Source organism: Phenylobacterium sp. T106, assembly GCF_057219735.1.
On record NZ_JBXVWA010000017.1, the window covers coordinates 1 to 13,439 of the forward strand.

Sequence of the window (13,439 nt, forward strand, 5' to 3'; positions counted from 1 at the left end):
GGCTCGATCTTCGCCCACTGCTCGTCGCTGAACCAGAATTCGTTGCTCATGATCCACCTCCGCAGAGCTTGAATCACGATTTGGCAAACACCATCAACAAGCTGATCGAGTTTTCACCCTAGAGCCTCACCCGTTCAGACGGAACCGTCTGAGCGGGACAATGAGGCCCCGAATCAAAAGCTTGAGGGCGTTCGGGTCGCCGCGGCCGGCGGGACTACCGGTTGCCGCCGATCAGGTCGCCGATCCCGCCCAGCACCGAGCCCTCGCCGCGGTTCTGGCCGCCAGGGCCCGCCGCCGCCAGCATCCGGCCCGCCAGGCGCGCGAACGGCAGCGACTGGATCCAGACCTTCCCCGGGCCGGTCAGCCGCGCGAAGAACACGCCTTCGCCGCCGAAGAACATGCTCTTCACGCCGCGCACCATCTCGAGATCGAAGTCCACGCTGGGCGTGAACGCCGCGAGACAGCCGGTGTCCACGTGCACGACCTCGCCCGGGGCCAGCTCACGCTCGACCAGCGTGCCGCCCATCTGCACGAACACCCAGCCGTCGCCGTCGAGCTTCTGCATGATGAAGCCCTCGCCGCCGAACAGCCCGGTCATGACGCGGCGCTGGAAGGCGATGCCGATCGACACGCCCTTAGCCGCGGCCAGGAAGCTGTCCTTCTGGCAGATCAGGGTGCCGCCGACGCTGTCGAGCTTGATCGGAAGGATCGCGCCGGGCGTCGGCGAGGCGAACGCCACCTTCGCCTTGCCGCGGCCCTCGTTGGTGAACACCGTCGTGAACAGGCTCTCGCCCGTCAGCAGCCGCTTGCCGGCGCCCAGGAGCGCGCCCATGAAGCCCGCGCCCTGACCGCCAGAGCCGTCGCCGAACACCGTGGTCATGTCGACGGCGGCGTCCTTCCAGACGAACGAGCCCGCCTCGGCGATGGCGCTCTCCCCGGGATCCAGTTCGATCTCGACGAACTGCAGGTCCCCGCCCTTGATCTCGAACTCGATGTCGTCGGCGACGCCGGCGTTGCGGTGATGGTGGCTCCAGGGGCCCTGCGACATGGGGGGTGGCTCTCCGTTGAGTGACGGGCGTCGATATAGGGCGCCGAGACGCCGCGCTTAAGCCTCGGACGGGGCCAAACGGTGGATGGTTCAGCCGCCCGCCTGGGAGATCGAGAGCAGGTTGCCGTCCGGATCCTTGAACCACGCCACGCCGTCCGCGCCGCCCGGCGGCGTCCAGATTCCGTCCGCGTCCTGGGCGTCGCCGAAGAACCCGTAGATTTCGAACGTCACGCCCCTCTCGCGCAGCACCCGCGCCGTCGCGCGCACGTCCGGAACCTCGAACCCGAAGACGGTGTGCGGCGAGGGATCCACCGTCTGCATCCGCACGATGCGCAGCTTCACGCCCTTGGCCTGCATGACGAGGGCGAAGTCGTCCTGGCTGCGAAACGCGAGGCCGAGCACGCCCTCGTAAAAGGCTCTGGCGCGCGCATAGTCCGTGGTCGTGACGAAAGCGACGGCGTCGCAGGTCCCCAGCACGTCAGCTCTCCCCGTCCGTCCAGGCAACGCCGTTTCGGCGTCCCGTCGACTCGATGTCCCAAGGGACGCCAGATAGAGGTCTTCTGCCACCGCGGAAACCGGGATGACGACGGTGGTCAGCGCCAGCGGAGTTCCTGCAGGGTGTGATCCGCGGCTTTGCGCACCACGACGTCGGCATGCGCCATCGTCGGCGCGATGTGCTGGTGCAGGTTCACCAGGTTCAGATGGGTCCAGGCCGCCTCGAACATGGCGTCGCGCTGGACCGGGTCCAGCCTGGCGAAGAAGCTCTCGGGATCGGCCTCGATGATCCCGTGGAGCCGGGCCAGATACCACGCCTTGGCGTGGGCGGGGTCGGCGTCGACGTAGAGCGAGAGCCCGAAGCGCGACCGCGCCTGCGGCGTCTGCAGGACGTTGATGCCCTCGACGATCACCACCCCGGCGCCGTCGACGGTCCGGGCCTCGCCGGGCAGGACGTCGTAGGTCACGTGGCTGTAGACCGGGATCTGCGCGGCGCGCCCCGCCGCCAGCGCTTCGAGGAAGGCGTGCAGCGCGCCGGTGTCATAGGTCTCGGGGAAGCCCTTCTTCATGCCGAGGCCCGCGGCTTCGAGCTGGGCGTTCGGCTTCAGGAACCCGTCGGTGGCCACGATCTGGACCGGATGCCCCGCGGCCTCCAGCCCGTCGCCGATCGCCCGCGCCAGCGTGCTCTTCCCGGCGGCGACCCCGCCCGTGACGCCGAGCAGGAACACCTCCTGTCCGGCGGCCCGCCGGGACACCCCGGCGACCAGGTCCGCGAGCAGCCGGGCCATCAGTCCTCCGCGATCCGGCTGTGGCGCCGGGTGTCGGGCATCAGCAGGTAGACCAGCAGCGAACCGGCGATGGTCACGCTGACGTAGGTGAAGAACCGCGTCTCGTGGCCGGCCTGCTTGAAGGCCAGCGCCACATACTCGGCCGTCCCGCCGAACGCCGCGTTGGCCAGCGAGTAGGGCAGCGCCACGCCCAGCGCCCGCGTGGCCGTGGGGAAGAGCTCGGCCTTCACCACCGCGTTCACCGACGAGTAGCAGGCCACCATCACCAGCGCGCCCGCCGCCAGCAGGAAGGCGAGCCAGACGTCGCGCGTGTTGGCCAGCGTCGAGAGCAGCGGCCAGGTGAGCGTCATGCCCAGGACCCCGAACGTCAGCAGGATCGCGCGACGGCCCACCCGGTCCGACAGCGACCCGATCAGCGGGTTCACCAGCATGAAGACGGCGAGCGCGCCGGCGGTGATCAGGTTCGCCTGGTCCTTGGTGAAGCCCGAGGTGTTGACCAGGAACTTCTGGATGTAGGTCGTGTACGTGTAGTACGCGAGCGTCCCGCCGACGGTCAGGCCGATGACCGTCAGACTCTCCTTCGGGTGGCTGGCGATCAGCCCCCAGGTGGTGGCCTTGGGTCCCGTCCGCGCGTGAAACGAGGGCGTCTCGTCCATTCCGCGCCGCAGCCAGAATACCGCGATCGCCAGGCCGCCGCCGATGAAGAAGGCGATCCGCCAGCCCCAGGCCTGCATGTCCTCGGGCGACAGGACGGCGGTGAGCAGCAGGAGCACGCCCATGGCCATCAGCTGGCCCGCGATCAGGGTCGAATAGAAGACGCCCGACCAGAAGCCGCGGTTCTTCCGGCTCGCCATTTCCGACAGGTAGGTCGCGCTGGCCCCGTACTCGCCGCCCATGCTCACGCCCTGCAGGATGCGGGCGAAGACGAGGATGGCCGGGGCCGCGACGCCGATCTGCGCATACCCGGGGCAGACCGCGATGATCAGCGAACCCGCGCACATGAGGCTGACCGAGGCCACCATGGCGGCCTTGCGCCCGATGCGGTCGCCGTAGAGGCCCATGATCCAGGCGCCGAAGGGCCGCGCCAGGAAGCCGACGCCGAAGATGGCGGCGGTGTTCAGGAGCTGGGTCGTCCGGTCGCCGCCCGGGAAGAAAACCTGCGAGAAGTAGAGGCCGAACGCGGCGTAGACGAACCAGTCGAAGCTCTCGACGAGGTTCCCAGCCGAGCCGGCCAGGATGGAGCGCAGGCGATTCGCCTCGCGCGCGGCGATTCCGCTGTCGGCGGTGTCTGCGGTCACGGCGGTCCCCTCATCCCGTGGCGCGATACCACCCGCTTTCGCGGGCCGGTTCAATCCGGCGATCCGCGCAGGGCCTTGCCGGGCCTGCCGGACGCGTTCAGATCGCGGCCGGGGAGGAGACGTCATGCTGAGGCTTCACACCGGCAGGGGCACCATCGGGCTGGCCTGCGAACTCGCGCTGGCCGAGGCCGGCGCCGACTACGAGGCCCACCGCCTCAACTTCGCCGAGAACGAGCAGCGGGGCGCGGCCTACCTCGCCGTCAATCCCAAGTCGCGCGTGCCGGCGCTCGAGACCGAGCGCGGCGTGATCACCGAGGCCCCGGCCATCCTCGGCTACATCGCCCGCACATTCCCCCAGGCGCGCCTGATGCCCGAGGGCGACGCCTTCGCCATGGCTCAGGCCGAATCGCTCATGTCCTACCTCTGCTCGTGGGTTCATCCGGCGGCGGCGCACCGCTACCGCGGATACCGGTGGGCGGACGATCCGGCGGCCATCGCCGACATGCGGCGCAAGGCGCCGGAGGTCTTCGGCGAGGCCATGCGCCTGATCGACGAGCGACTGTTCGCGGGGCCCTGGGCGCTGGGCGAGGCCTTCAGCGTCTGCGATCCCTACCTCTATGTGATCACCAGCTGGCTGCCGCGCGACGGCCTGGACATGGCCGCCTTCCCGCGGCTCGCCGACCACTTCGCGCGGATGGGCGAGCGGCCCGCGACGAGGGCGGTGCTGGCGGCGGTGGAAGCCGGCTGATCCGTGTCGCCCGGGCACTAGCGCCCGGCGCCATACGCGTGACACGGTGGCGGTGTAAGGAGCCGCCCATGGAACTGTCGGTCAAGCCGCCGCGCCACTACCCCACGCCGGGCGCCAAGTGCGCCGACCTGGTCGTGCACGTCATGGGCCTGACGCTGGCGCTCGTCGGCGGCGTGGTGCTCCTGGCTCTGGCGGTCGCGGGCGGCTCGATCAGCCAGGTCGTCGGCGTGTCGATCTACGGCCTGGGCGTCGTGGCCATGCTGGCCTTTTCGACCGCGTACAACTTCGCGCACCACCGCTACCGGCCGACCCTGCGGCGTCTCGACCACGCCGGCATCTTCCTGATGATCGCCGGCTCCTACACGCCCTTCACCATCAACCTGCCGGGGGCGTGGGGCTGGGGGATGACCGCGGCCGTCTGGTCGATCGCGGCGCTGGGGGCGCTGGGCAAGCTGTTCCTGACCGGCATCGACCGGAAGTTCTGGGTGGTGGTCTACCTCGCGCTCGGATGGCTCGTGGTGATCGCCATGAAGCCGATGATCGACAGCCTGGCCTGGTACGCGATGGCCCTGCTGGTCACGGGCGGCGTGCTCTATTCCACCGGCGTGATCTTCTACGTGAACAAGCGGCTGAAGTTCGCGCGCGCCATCTGGCACGGGCACGTCGTGGCCGCCGCCGCCGCGCACTGGGCCGCGGTGCTGCTGGGCGTCGTGCTGGCCGCCCAGCCCTGATCCCTCACTCCGCCGCGTAGAGCACCGGCGTCGCGGCCGCGTCGAAGCTGGTGCGCAAGGTCAGGCCGTTGAGCGCGAACGCCTCCGCGACCCAGCACGCCGCGGCGCCCAGCGAGGCGGGCGGCGGTCCACCCGCCAGGGCCGTCAGGCGCTCGTCCAGCGTGCGGTAGTCGTCGGCCTGGGCCGCGCCGAAGACGTCGAGGATCGCCGCCTCGTCGGCGCTGAGCGCGGCCGCCCGCGGCGGCGACAGCTGCACGCGGCGCCGGCCGGCCAGGGACAGCTGCTGCACGAAGGCGGTCAGCATCCGGTAGGTCTCCGCGCCGTGGAGGCCGCAGGCGGCGTCGAAGTGGCCGGGCAGCCCGGCGCAGCCTCCGAGGGCGAGCAGGCGCACCGCGCGGATCAGCAGCCGCTCGCCGTGGGTGAGCGGGTCGCGGACATCGGATGTGGGCATGAACGTGGCCTCCAGGGAGTCGGAGGTTATTGCAGTTGCGAGTCATTCGCAACTAGTAGCGCCGCTCCATGAACACGTCCGCGCGGGCGTAGGGCGTCTCGACGGGGGCGAGGTCCCTGAACCCCATGGCGCGGTAGAGCCCGAGCGCCGGACCGAGGCTGGAATTGGTCTCGAGGTAGAGCCGGGAGGCGCCCATTTCCGCTCCGGCGTCGATGCAGCGCTGCATCAGCCGGCGGCCCAGGCCCGAGCCGCGGAGGGTCTCGGCCACGGTCATCTTCGCCACCTCGTAGCCGCCGTCGCCCATCTTCATGAGCGCCACGCAGCCGACGGGCTCCCCGCCCAGCAGGGCCATGAAGACGCGGCCGCCCGGGGCGATGATCTTCCCCTGAGGATCGCCCAGCACCTCCCGGTCCTTGGGCTCGATGGCGAAGTGCTTCGAGATCCACGCCTCGTTCAGCGTGCGGAACGCTTCGGCGTGGCCGGGCTCAAACTCGACGATCGCGATGGTCATGGGCGAAGTCTGCCGCCAAGATCGGACCGATGGTCAACGCGATTTTCTCATCCCTGCCCACCACGATCTTCGAGGAGATGTCGGGGCTGGCCCGGACCTTGGGCGCGATCAATCTCGGCCAGGGATTCCCGGACGATCCCGGCCCCGCGCCGATCCGCGCGCGGGCGGCCGAGCTGGTGCTGGACGGCTACAACCAGTACCCGCCCATGGCCGGGCTGCCGGAGCTGCGCCAGGCGGTGGCGGCGCACTATGCGCGGCGCCAGGGGCTCGACCTCGACTGGGCGAGCGAAGTCACGGTGACGTCGGGCGCCACGGAGGCCCTGGCCGCCAGCTTCCTGGGCCTCGTCAACGAAGGCGACGAGGTGATCGTCTTCCAGCCGGCCTACGACTCGTACCTGCCCATGATCCGGCGCGCGGGCGGCGTGACCCGGCTCGTCAGCCTCTCGCCGCCTCACTGGCGCCTCAGCCGCGAAATGCTCCAGTCGGTCTTCAGCGCGCGGACAAGGCTGGTGGTGCTGAACAACCCGATCAACCCGGCCGGCGTCGTTCTGCCCGAGGAGGACCTCGCGCTCCTGGCCGAGTTCTGCGTGGCCCACGACGCGGTCGCCGTGTGCGACGAGGTCTGGGAGCAGGTCGTGTTCGGCGCCGCGCGCCACCGGCCGCTGATCGCCTTTCCCGGGATGCGCGATCGCACGGTGAAGATCGGCTCGGCGGGCAAGATGTTCGGCCTCACCGGCTGGAAGGTGGGCTTCCTCTGCGCCGCGCCGCGTCTGACGCATGCGCTGGCGCGGACCCACCAGTTCCTCACCTTCACCACGCCCCCGAACCTGCAGGCCGCCGTGGCCTGGGGCCTGGAGAACCCGGACGACTGGTTCGAGACGATGCCGCGCAAGCTGCAGGCGTCGCGGGACCGCCTCGCCGAGGGCCTGCGCCGCGAGGGCTTTTCGGTCCTGTCGAGCGAAGGCACCTACTTCCTCAACGTCGACCTCCCCGGCTCGGGCGTCGGCCTGGGGGATCGCGACTTCTGCCTCATGGCCGTCAGGGAGGCCGGCGTCGCGGCGATCCCCGTGTCGGCCTTCTACGAGCACGACCCGGTGACCTCGATCATGCGCCTGTGCTTCTCGAAGGCCGACGCCACGCTGGACGAGGGCGTCCGGCGGCTGGCCAGGGCGCGCGACCTGGCCGTCAGGCGGCCCGCCACCTTGCCGGCGTGACGCCGAAGGTCCGCCGGAACGCGGCGATGAAGGCCGAGGGGCTCTGGTAGCCGGCGTCGAGCGCGGCGGCCGTGACCGACGCCCCTGCGCTGAGGGAGACCACCGCCTGCTGCATGCGCGCCCGGCCCCGCCAGGCCTCCAGGGGCAGCCCGGTCTCGGCCAGGAACAGGCGCTGCAGCGTGCGGAGCGAGGCGCCGGCGCCGCGGGCGAGCTCGGCCAGGGAACCCGCCGCGCCCGGCTGGTCCATCAGCCGGGCCGCGAAGGCCCGGGCCCTGGGATCCTGCGGCAGCGGCAGTTCGAGCGGCGCCGTCTCGCCGGCGGCCAGCAGGTCCAGCAGCAGCGCCTCCAGCCGGGCGTGGGCCGGGTCGTCCATCTCGAGCATGCCCAGGCGCACGATGTGGAGGATCAGCTCCCGCAGGAGGGGCGCGACCTCGATCGCCCGGCAGACGTCGAGCCGCGAATCCGCGCCCGACGGCGCGAGGTAGAGGGTGCGCATGGCCACCTGCCCGCGCATCTGGATCTCGTGCGGCGTCCCGCCCGGCACCCAGATGGCGCGCGTCGGCGGCACCATCCAGGAGGCCGTGGGCGTGGAGACCACCATCACCCCGCTCGCCGCATAGACGAGCTGCGCCCAGGGATGGGTGTGGCGGTCGAGCCGGGCCTTGTCTCCGTAGGTCACGGCGAGGCCGCGTACGGGAAAGCCGTCCAGGTCCCGCACGTTTTGGCGCGCTGACGACATAATTCGTCAGACTAGCGCGAGCGCGCCTCGGGGCAAACGCCTAGCCTGGCTCGAGAGGGAGGAGCCCGCCATGCCTGGAGCCCTGCGCCATTTCGCCATCAACGCCGACGACGTCCCACGGGCGCGCCGGTTCTATGAAACGGTCTTCGGCTGGTCGTTCGCGCCGTGGGGGCCGCCCGACTTCTTCAGCGCAGAGACGCCCACGCCCGGCCTGCGCGGCGCGGTGCAGGGGCGGCGATCCGTCGGCGGCCAGGCCATGCCGGGGATCGAGGTGACCTTCGGCGTCGAGGACATCGCGGCGGCCGTGGCGGCCATCGAGGCCAACGGCGGCAAGGTCCTGATGGCGCCGTTCCACATCCAGGGCGTCGGCCGGCTGGTCTGGTTCCAGGACACGGAAGGCAATATCGCCGGCGCCATGCAGTACGAGAGGCCCGCGCCGTGAGCGTCCTGACCGATCCGTCGCTGCAGGCGCGCATCGACGCCCTGCAGGCCAGAAGCGCCGCCCAGGAAGCCGAGACCGTCCGCTACTTCGGCGAGCGGGCCAAGCGCGGCGACCTGTCCTGGGACGCCCTCGACGCGGCCGCCAACCGCTTCATGGCCGACAAGATGGTGGCGCTGGAGCCCATCAAGTCCGAGTTCTGCCACATGCTGTGCCTCGCCTTGCGCGCCCGGCGCGTGGTGGAGATCGGCACCTCCTTCGGCGTCTCGACCCTCTACCTGGCCGACGCGGTGCGGCAGGTCTGCGGGCCCGACGGGGCTGGCGTCGTGATCGGAACGGAGTACGAGCCCGCCAAGGCCGCCGCCGCGCGGGCCAACTTCGCGGCGGCCGGGCTCGCCGACCTGATCGACCTGCGCGAGGGCGATCTGCGCGAGACGCTCAAGGTGATCGAGGGGCCGGTGGACTTCGTCCTGATGGACATCTGGACCGAGATGGCGCGGCCGGCCATCGAGCTCGTGGGGCCGCACCTGCGTCCAGGCGCCATCGTGGTGGCGGACAACACCGGCGACGTCTTCCGCCACGCCTACCGCCATTTCTTCGCCTATGTGAACGACCCGGCGAACGGCCTGCGCACCATGACCCTGCCGTTCAGCGGCGGCCTGGAGCTGGTGGTCAAGGTGTAGGCGCCCGCGGCGCCCCTTCCTAGGATTCCGCCGGCGTGTGGGCGGCGAGCCAGCTCTCGAGCGCCTCGCCGGCCGAGCTCGCGCAGCCCGCCGCGTGCACCTGGACGATGGCGTCGAGCGTGGCGAGGCTTTCCGGCGAAGGGCAGATCCCGGAACGCGTCCGCGTCGAGCCGACGGTCTGCCGGGCCGCCGGCGCCACCATCACCCTGAGGATGGCCAGGCGGTCGGCCTCGGCCTGGTTGGCCTTGCGCGCCGGCAGCACGATCCCGCCGGGGGCGCCCTTCAGCCGGAGGACGTCGCCCGAGGCGTGCATCAGGGTGAGCGTGCGTCCGGGCGCGAGCTCGACCCGCCCGCCGGCGTCCAGCGCCTGGCCCCGCACCAGCGAAGGATCCGTCGATGCGACCACGATGTAGTCGCCGGCCGCGGCGGCCGGGGCGACGGCAAGGACCGCGACGGCCGCGAGGGGGGAAACAAACCGTCTGATCATGGGCCGAGGATCGCTCGCAGAACGCGGGGCGGCAAGATGCCTATGGGAAGGCGCCGAAAACGGCGGAAAACCCGCTGAAACGTGAGGAATACCCATAACGGGTGCGACAGATTGTACTGCAACCAGAAAGTGAACTTTTCTTTAACCGCCGATTAAGGGCGCTAAGTTACTCCTGAGGGGTAGAATGTCGAGGCGGGCGCTATGGTCAGCGTGCAGCTGCGAAATTCCGGACAGGGGCTCTGGACGGCCCTGACCCTGCCCACTTCGGTGCAGGTGGCGCAGACGGTCGCCGCGACGGCGCGCAAGCTCAACATGGCCGACCAGGTCCGCATCGCGCCCTCGCCCACCGCCGGACGGCTCGACATCCGGGTCTAGCGACCGAGATCGCCGCGTTCGTCGACGTCGAACAGCACGCCATCGTCGGGCGCTTCCACCAGCGCAAGCCGCCCGCCCAACGCCTGGATCAGGGGCCGGGCGCCGACATCGCCCGAGAGGGTCAGGGCCTGCGGGAACAGCGCCGCTGACAGCACGACCGGGTGACCGCGCGCGCCCCTGAAGGTCGGGGCGGCGGCCGGAGCGCCCGCCCGCACCGCTTGGGCGAGGGGTTCCAGGACGCCGATCGGCACACGGGGCATGTCGCCCAGGAACACGAAGGCCCCGGCGACCCCGGGCGCGAGCGCGGCGATCCCCGCGCGCAGCGAGGCGCCCATGCCTTCGGCGTGGTCGGGCGCGTGGACCAGGCGGACGTCGGCGTCGAAGGCCCGCGCGCAGGCGGCGACCGCCTCGGCGCCGGCGCCGGTGACGACGGTGATGGTCGCGGCGGGCGCCGCCTTCGCCGCGGCCAGGGCGCCGTGGAGGAGCGGCGCGCCGCGATAGGGCGCAATCAGCTTGCCGCCGCCGAACCGCGAGGCCGAGCCCGCCGCCAGCACCACCGCCGCGAAGTCGGCGCCTGTCGCCACGATCGGTTTCCCCCTATCTTGCTGCGTGAATGACGCCCTACGATGACATCGCGCCCAGGCCCAGCCCCGTCGCGGCCGCCCCGCTGGTGGACGGGTTCGGCCGCACGGTGAGCTATCTGCGGCTCTCGGTCACCGACCGCTGCGACCTGCGCTGCGTCTACTGCATGGCCGAGCACATGACCTTCCTGCCGAAGGTCGAGGTGCTGACCCTGGAGGAGCTCGACCGGATCGCCTCGGCGTTCGTCGCCCTGGGGACGCGCAAGATCCGGCTGACCGGCGGGGAGCCGCTGGTGCGCAAGGGCATGATGGACCTGGTCCGCGGCCTCGGCCGCCATCTGGCCACGGGCGCGCTGGAGGAGCTGACGCTCACCACCAACGGCACGCGGCTCGCCGAGTTCGCGCCCGACCTGGCCGCCGCCGGGGTGCGGCGGGTCAACGTCTCGATGGACACCCTGAAGCCCGACCTCTTCCGCCGGCTGACCCGCGGCGGGGACCTCGGCAAGGTCCAGGCGGGGGTGGCCGCGGCGCAGGCGGCCGGGTTGTCGGTCAAGATCAACGCCGTGGCCCTGAAGGACTCCAACGCGGCGGAGATCCCCGAACTGGTCCGCTGGGCCCATGAGCGCGGCTGCGACCTCACCCTGATCGAGACGATGCCGATGGGTGAGGTCGACGTGGACCGCACCGACGAGTTCCTGTCGCTGAGGGACGTCCGCGCCGAACTCGAGAGCTTCTGGACGCTCGAGGACCTGCCCCTGTCGACAGGCGGGCCAGCCCGCTACGTCCGCGTCGCCGAGACCGGCGGCCGGCTGGGCTTCATCACGCCGCTCAGCCACAACTTCTGCGAATCCTGCAACCGCGTGCGCCTCACCTGCACCGGCACGCTGCACACCTGCCTGGGCCAGGAGGACGCCACGGACCTGCGCGCGGTGATCCGCGCAGGCGCGACCGACGCCGAGCTGGCCGAGGCGATCCGCGGCGGCGTCGACGCCAAGCCGAAGGGCCACGACTTCCAGATCGCGCGCAAGGCGCCGGCCGTCGCCCGCCACATGTCCACCACGGGCGGCTGAGTCATGGCCCGCGTGCTGCTGTTCGGACCCCTGCGCGACCTCGCCGGCTGGCGCGAACGCCAGATCGCCGCGGCGTCGGTCCACGAGCTGCGCGCCACCCTGGCCTCCGAGGACCCGGAGCTGGGCGCGGCGCTCGGCGGCAAGGGCGTCCAGGTGGCCGTCGATCAGGCGGTCGTCCGCGGCGACGCGGCCCTGGGCCCGGCCAGCGAGGTCGCCTTCCTGCCTCCGATGAGCGGCGGATGAGCATCCGGCTCACCGAAGCGCCGTTCGACCCGGGCGCGCTCCTGACCGCGTTCACGTCCGGCCGCAGCGAGACCGGCGCGGTCGCCACCTTCACCGGCATCGCGCGCGCCGAGGCGGGCCGCACCGCGATCCTGGAACTGGAGGCCTATCCCGGCTTCACCGAGGCCGAGATCGGGCGGATCGCCGATCAGGCCCGGGCGCGCTTCGGCCTGCACGACCTGGCGATCCTGCACCGCGTCGGCCGGATCCAGCCGGGGGAGCCGATCGTCTTCGTGGCCACCGCCGCCGGTCATCGGCGCGCGGCCTTCGAGGCGTGCGACCTCCTCATGGACTACCTGAAGTCCCGCGCGCCCTTCTGGAAGAAGGAGCACGGCCCCGACGGCGAGCGCTGGATCGAGCCCACCGCCCAGGATCACGCCGACCGCGAGCGCTGGGGCTAGAGCGCGTTTCCGAAACGTGGGTTCAGCCGGTTCCGTCCGAACGGATGAGGCTCTGGCCGGCCGCCACGCCGCGGCGCAGGCGCTCGTCGCCCGCCGAGAAGTTGGGATCCACCAGCCACAGGCGAAGCAGGCGCCGCTTGCGCTCGGGCTCGGGCCAGTCCTCGTACTCGGTCCGCTTGTGCAGGACGGCGGCGTTCTTGAGGAACTGCATGTCGCCGGGCCGGAAGTTCATGTCGAGGTAGGCGTCCGGGTCGTTCGCCGCCCGCTCGATGAACTCGATGGCCTCGACCTGGGCCCGCGACAGTCGCGGACAGGCGGCGTGCTGCTGGCTCTCGCGGATGTACCAGGGCACGAAGAAGGTGCGCAGGCGCCGGCCGTCCCAGCGGCAGAGCGGGATCTCGAACCACGCCTTCTCGCCGGGCTTGTGCTGGCCCTGCGTGTCGAAGGGGAACGGCTCGAACAGCACGGGGACGAGATCGGGCCGCTCGGCGAGCATCCGGTTGAAGATCGCCGGCGAGCTGACGATCCGGCTGACGCCGCCCGACTTCGCCGCCTGCAGGCAGAAGAGGCCGATCATGTCGGCGGCGTCGGTGTGGAAATCCTGCTCGGCGCGGGTCTTGTAGAGGCGCACGCCATAGGCTTTCGGATCGGCCCCCGTGTCCTCGATCCGGCCCAGCAGATCGCCGTCGGTGTTCTGCGAGATCGCCCGGCCCATGTGCAGGCCCAGCGCCCAGTAGGCGCCGGCGCAGACGTCCTCCGGGTGGTCGCCGACCGGGAAGCCGCGAAGGAGGACGAACCCGCGCCCCGCGTCCAGCTCGCGAACCCACTCTGCGATCCGCGGACCCAGCGTGGGCAGGGGGACGTCCTCCCGCCGCCACGCCCGCCACGCCCGCCACGGGCGATCGGCCGCCCGCCGGACCGCCGCGATCAGCTCGTCGATGTCCGCGGGAGTGAACGCGTAGCGCCAGTCCGCGAGGCCCGCGAGGTCGCGGCCGGACCAGACGTCCGGAGAGGTCAGGCGCGCGGCGGGCATCGCCGGACGGCTCGGCATCGTCTCGGACATCGCAGGCTCCCTCACACCTGCGGTTCAATATTTCT

Annotated in this window: 19 protein-coding genes; 9 read left to right on the forward strand and 10 right to left on the reverse strand. The window is 71.3% G+C overall.

Annotation, left to right across the window (positions count from 1 at the left end):
- Window positions 1-214: 214 nt before the first annotated feature.
- From AC2D8W_RS22215 to AC2D8W_RS22230, 4 genes are all read right to left on the reverse strand, one after another.
- Window positions 215-1,048 (reverse strand): TIGR00266 family protein, encoded by an 834-nt coding sequence (locus AC2D8W_RS22215; protein ID WP_484673361.1) that lies wholly within the window; start codon window positions 1,046-1,048, stop codon window positions 215-217.
- A 90-nt stretch (window positions 1,049-1,138) separates the two neighbouring features.
- A complete protein-coding gene (locus tag AC2D8W_RS22220) occupies window positions 1,139-1,525 on the reverse strand; it encodes a VOC family protein (RefSeq protein WP_484673362.1) in 387 nt (128 codons plus the stop codon).
- 116 nt (window positions 1,526-1,641) lie between these two features.
- A complete protein-coding gene (locus AC2D8W_RS22225; RefSeq protein WP_484673363.1) occupies window positions 1,642-2,331 on the reverse strand; it encodes a type I pantothenate kinase in 690 nt (229 codons plus the stop codon).
- A complete protein-coding gene (locus AC2D8W_RS22230) occupies window positions 2,331-3,629 on the reverse strand; it encodes an MFS transporter (RefSeq protein WP_484673364.1) in 1,299 nt (432 codons plus the stop codon). The genes AC2D8W_RS22225 and AC2D8W_RS22230 overlap by 1 nt, the downstream gene beginning before the upstream one ends.
- Before the next feature lie 124 nt (window positions 3,630-3,753).
- Here AC2D8W_RS22230 and AC2D8W_RS22235 point away from each other — a divergent pair, with 124 nt between their 5' ends.
- Window positions 3,754-4,377, forward strand: a complete 624-nt coding sequence (locus tag AC2D8W_RS22235; RefSeq protein WP_484673365.1) for a glutathione S-transferase family protein — start codon at window positions 3,754-3,756, stop codon at window positions 4,375-4,377.
- Window positions 4,378-4,445: 68 nt separating this feature from the next.
- Window positions 4,446-5,108, forward strand: coding sequence for a PAQR family membrane homeostasis protein TrhA (gene trhA / locus AC2D8W_RS22240; RefSeq protein ID WP_293481026.1), 663 nt, complete (start codon window positions 4,446-4,448; stop codon window positions 5,106-5,108).
- A gap of 4 nt (window positions 5,109-5,112) precedes the next feature.
- Here trhA and AC2D8W_RS22245 read toward each other — a convergent pair whose 3' ends face one another.
- Together AC2D8W_RS22245 and AC2D8W_RS22250 are read right to left on the reverse strand one after the other, a co-directional pair.
- Window positions 5,113-5,559 carry a hypothetical protein gene (locus tag AC2D8W_RS22245; RefSeq protein ID WP_484673366.1) on the reverse strand — a complete coding sequence of 149 codons (447 nt, stop codon included), beginning with the start codon at window positions 5,557-5,559 and terminating at the stop codon, window positions 5,113-5,115.
- A 52-nt stretch (window positions 5,560-5,611) separates the two neighbouring features.
- A complete protein-coding gene (locus AC2D8W_RS22250; RefSeq protein ID WP_484673367.1) occupies window positions 5,612-6,070 on the reverse strand; it encodes a GNAT family N-acetyltransferase in 459 nt (152 codons plus the stop codon).
- Window positions 6,071-6,099: 29 nt separating this feature from the next.
- Here AC2D8W_RS22250 and AC2D8W_RS22255 point away from each other — a divergent pair, with 29 nt between their 5' ends.
- Window positions 6,100-7,284 carry an aminotransferase gene (locus AC2D8W_RS22255; RefSeq protein WP_484673368.1) on the forward strand — a complete coding sequence of 395 codons (1,185 nt, stop codon included), beginning with the start codon at window positions 6,100-6,102 and terminating at the stop codon, window positions 7,282-7,284.
- Here the strand turns inward: AC2D8W_RS22255 and AC2D8W_RS22260 are convergent.
- Entirely contained in the window at window positions 7,256-7,963 is a 708-nt protein-coding gene (locus AC2D8W_RS22260) for an AraC family transcriptional regulator (protein ID WP_484673369.1), read from the reverse strand. The genes AC2D8W_RS22255 and AC2D8W_RS22260 overlap by 29 nt on opposite strands.
- Before the next feature lie 130 nt (window positions 7,964-8,093).
- Between AC2D8W_RS22260 and AC2D8W_RS22265 the strand changes: the two genes are divergently transcribed.
- Window positions 8,094-8,465, forward strand: coding sequence for a VOC family protein (locus AC2D8W_RS22265; RefSeq protein ID WP_484673370.1), 372 nt, complete (start codon window positions 8,094-8,096; stop codon window positions 8,463-8,465).
- Entirely contained in the window at window positions 8,462-9,145 is a 684-nt protein-coding gene (locus AC2D8W_RS22270) for an O-methyltransferase (RefSeq protein WP_484673371.1), read from the forward strand. Before AC2D8W_RS22265 ends, AC2D8W_RS22270 begins: the two co-directional genes overlap by 4 nt.
- A 19-nt stretch (window positions 9,146-9,164) precedes the next feature.
- Here AC2D8W_RS22270 and AC2D8W_RS22275 read toward each other — a convergent pair whose 3' ends face one another.
- Window positions 9,165-9,632: a hypothetical protein gene (locus AC2D8W_RS22275; protein WP_484673372.1), complete on the reverse strand. Its 468-nt coding sequence runs from the start codon at window positions 9,630-9,632 to the stop codon at window positions 9,165-9,167.
- Between the two features lie 201 nt (window positions 9,633-9,833).
- Between AC2D8W_RS22275 and AC2D8W_RS22280 the strand changes: the two genes are divergently transcribed.
- Window positions 9,834-10,007, forward strand: a complete 174-nt coding sequence (locus tag AC2D8W_RS22280; protein ID WP_293481042.1) for a hypothetical protein — start codon at window positions 9,834-9,836, stop codon at window positions 10,005-10,007.
- Here the strand turns inward: AC2D8W_RS22280 and AC2D8W_RS22285 are convergent.
- Window positions 10,004-10,591, reverse strand: a complete 588-nt coding sequence (locus AC2D8W_RS22285) for a nucleotidyltransferase family protein (protein WP_484673373.1) — start codon at window positions 10,589-10,591, stop codon at window positions 10,004-10,006. The two genes, AC2D8W_RS22280 and AC2D8W_RS22285, sit on opposite strands and share 4 nt — an antisense overlap.
- Before the next feature lie 29 nt (window positions 10,592-10,620).
- On the opposite strand from AC2D8W_RS22285, the gene moaA reads away from it, so the two are divergent.
- Genes moaA through AC2D8W_RS22300 form a run of 3 tightly spaced genes read left to right on the forward strand, consistent with a single transcriptional unit; the run spans window position 10,621 to window position 12,341 of the window.
- A complete protein-coding gene (moaA, locus tag AC2D8W_RS22290; protein WP_484673374.1) occupies window positions 10,621-11,658 on the forward strand; it encodes a GTP 3',8-cyclase MoaA in 1,038 nt (345 codons plus the stop codon).
- Between the two features lie 3 nt (window positions 11,659-11,661).
- Window positions 11,662-11,901 carry a MoaD/ThiS family protein gene (locus AC2D8W_RS22295; RefSeq protein WP_293481047.1) on the forward strand — a complete coding sequence of 80 codons (240 nt, stop codon included), beginning with the start codon at window positions 11,662-11,664 and terminating at the stop codon, window positions 11,899-11,901.
- Window positions 11,898-12,341, forward strand: a complete 444-nt coding sequence (locus tag AC2D8W_RS22300; protein ID WP_484673375.1) for a molybdenum cofactor biosynthesis protein MoaE — start codon at window positions 11,898-11,900, stop codon at window positions 12,339-12,341. Before AC2D8W_RS22295 ends, AC2D8W_RS22300 begins: the two co-directional genes overlap by 4 nt.
- 22 nt (window positions 12,342-12,363) lie before the next feature.
- Here AC2D8W_RS22300 and AC2D8W_RS22305 read toward each other — a convergent pair whose 3' ends face one another.
- Window positions 12,364-13,404 (reverse strand): TauD/TfdA family dioxygenase, encoded by a 1,041-nt coding sequence (locus AC2D8W_RS22305; protein WP_484673376.1) that lies wholly within the window; start codon window positions 13,402-13,404, stop codon window positions 12,364-12,366.
- Between the last annotated feature and the right edge of the window lie 35 nt (window positions 13,405-13,439).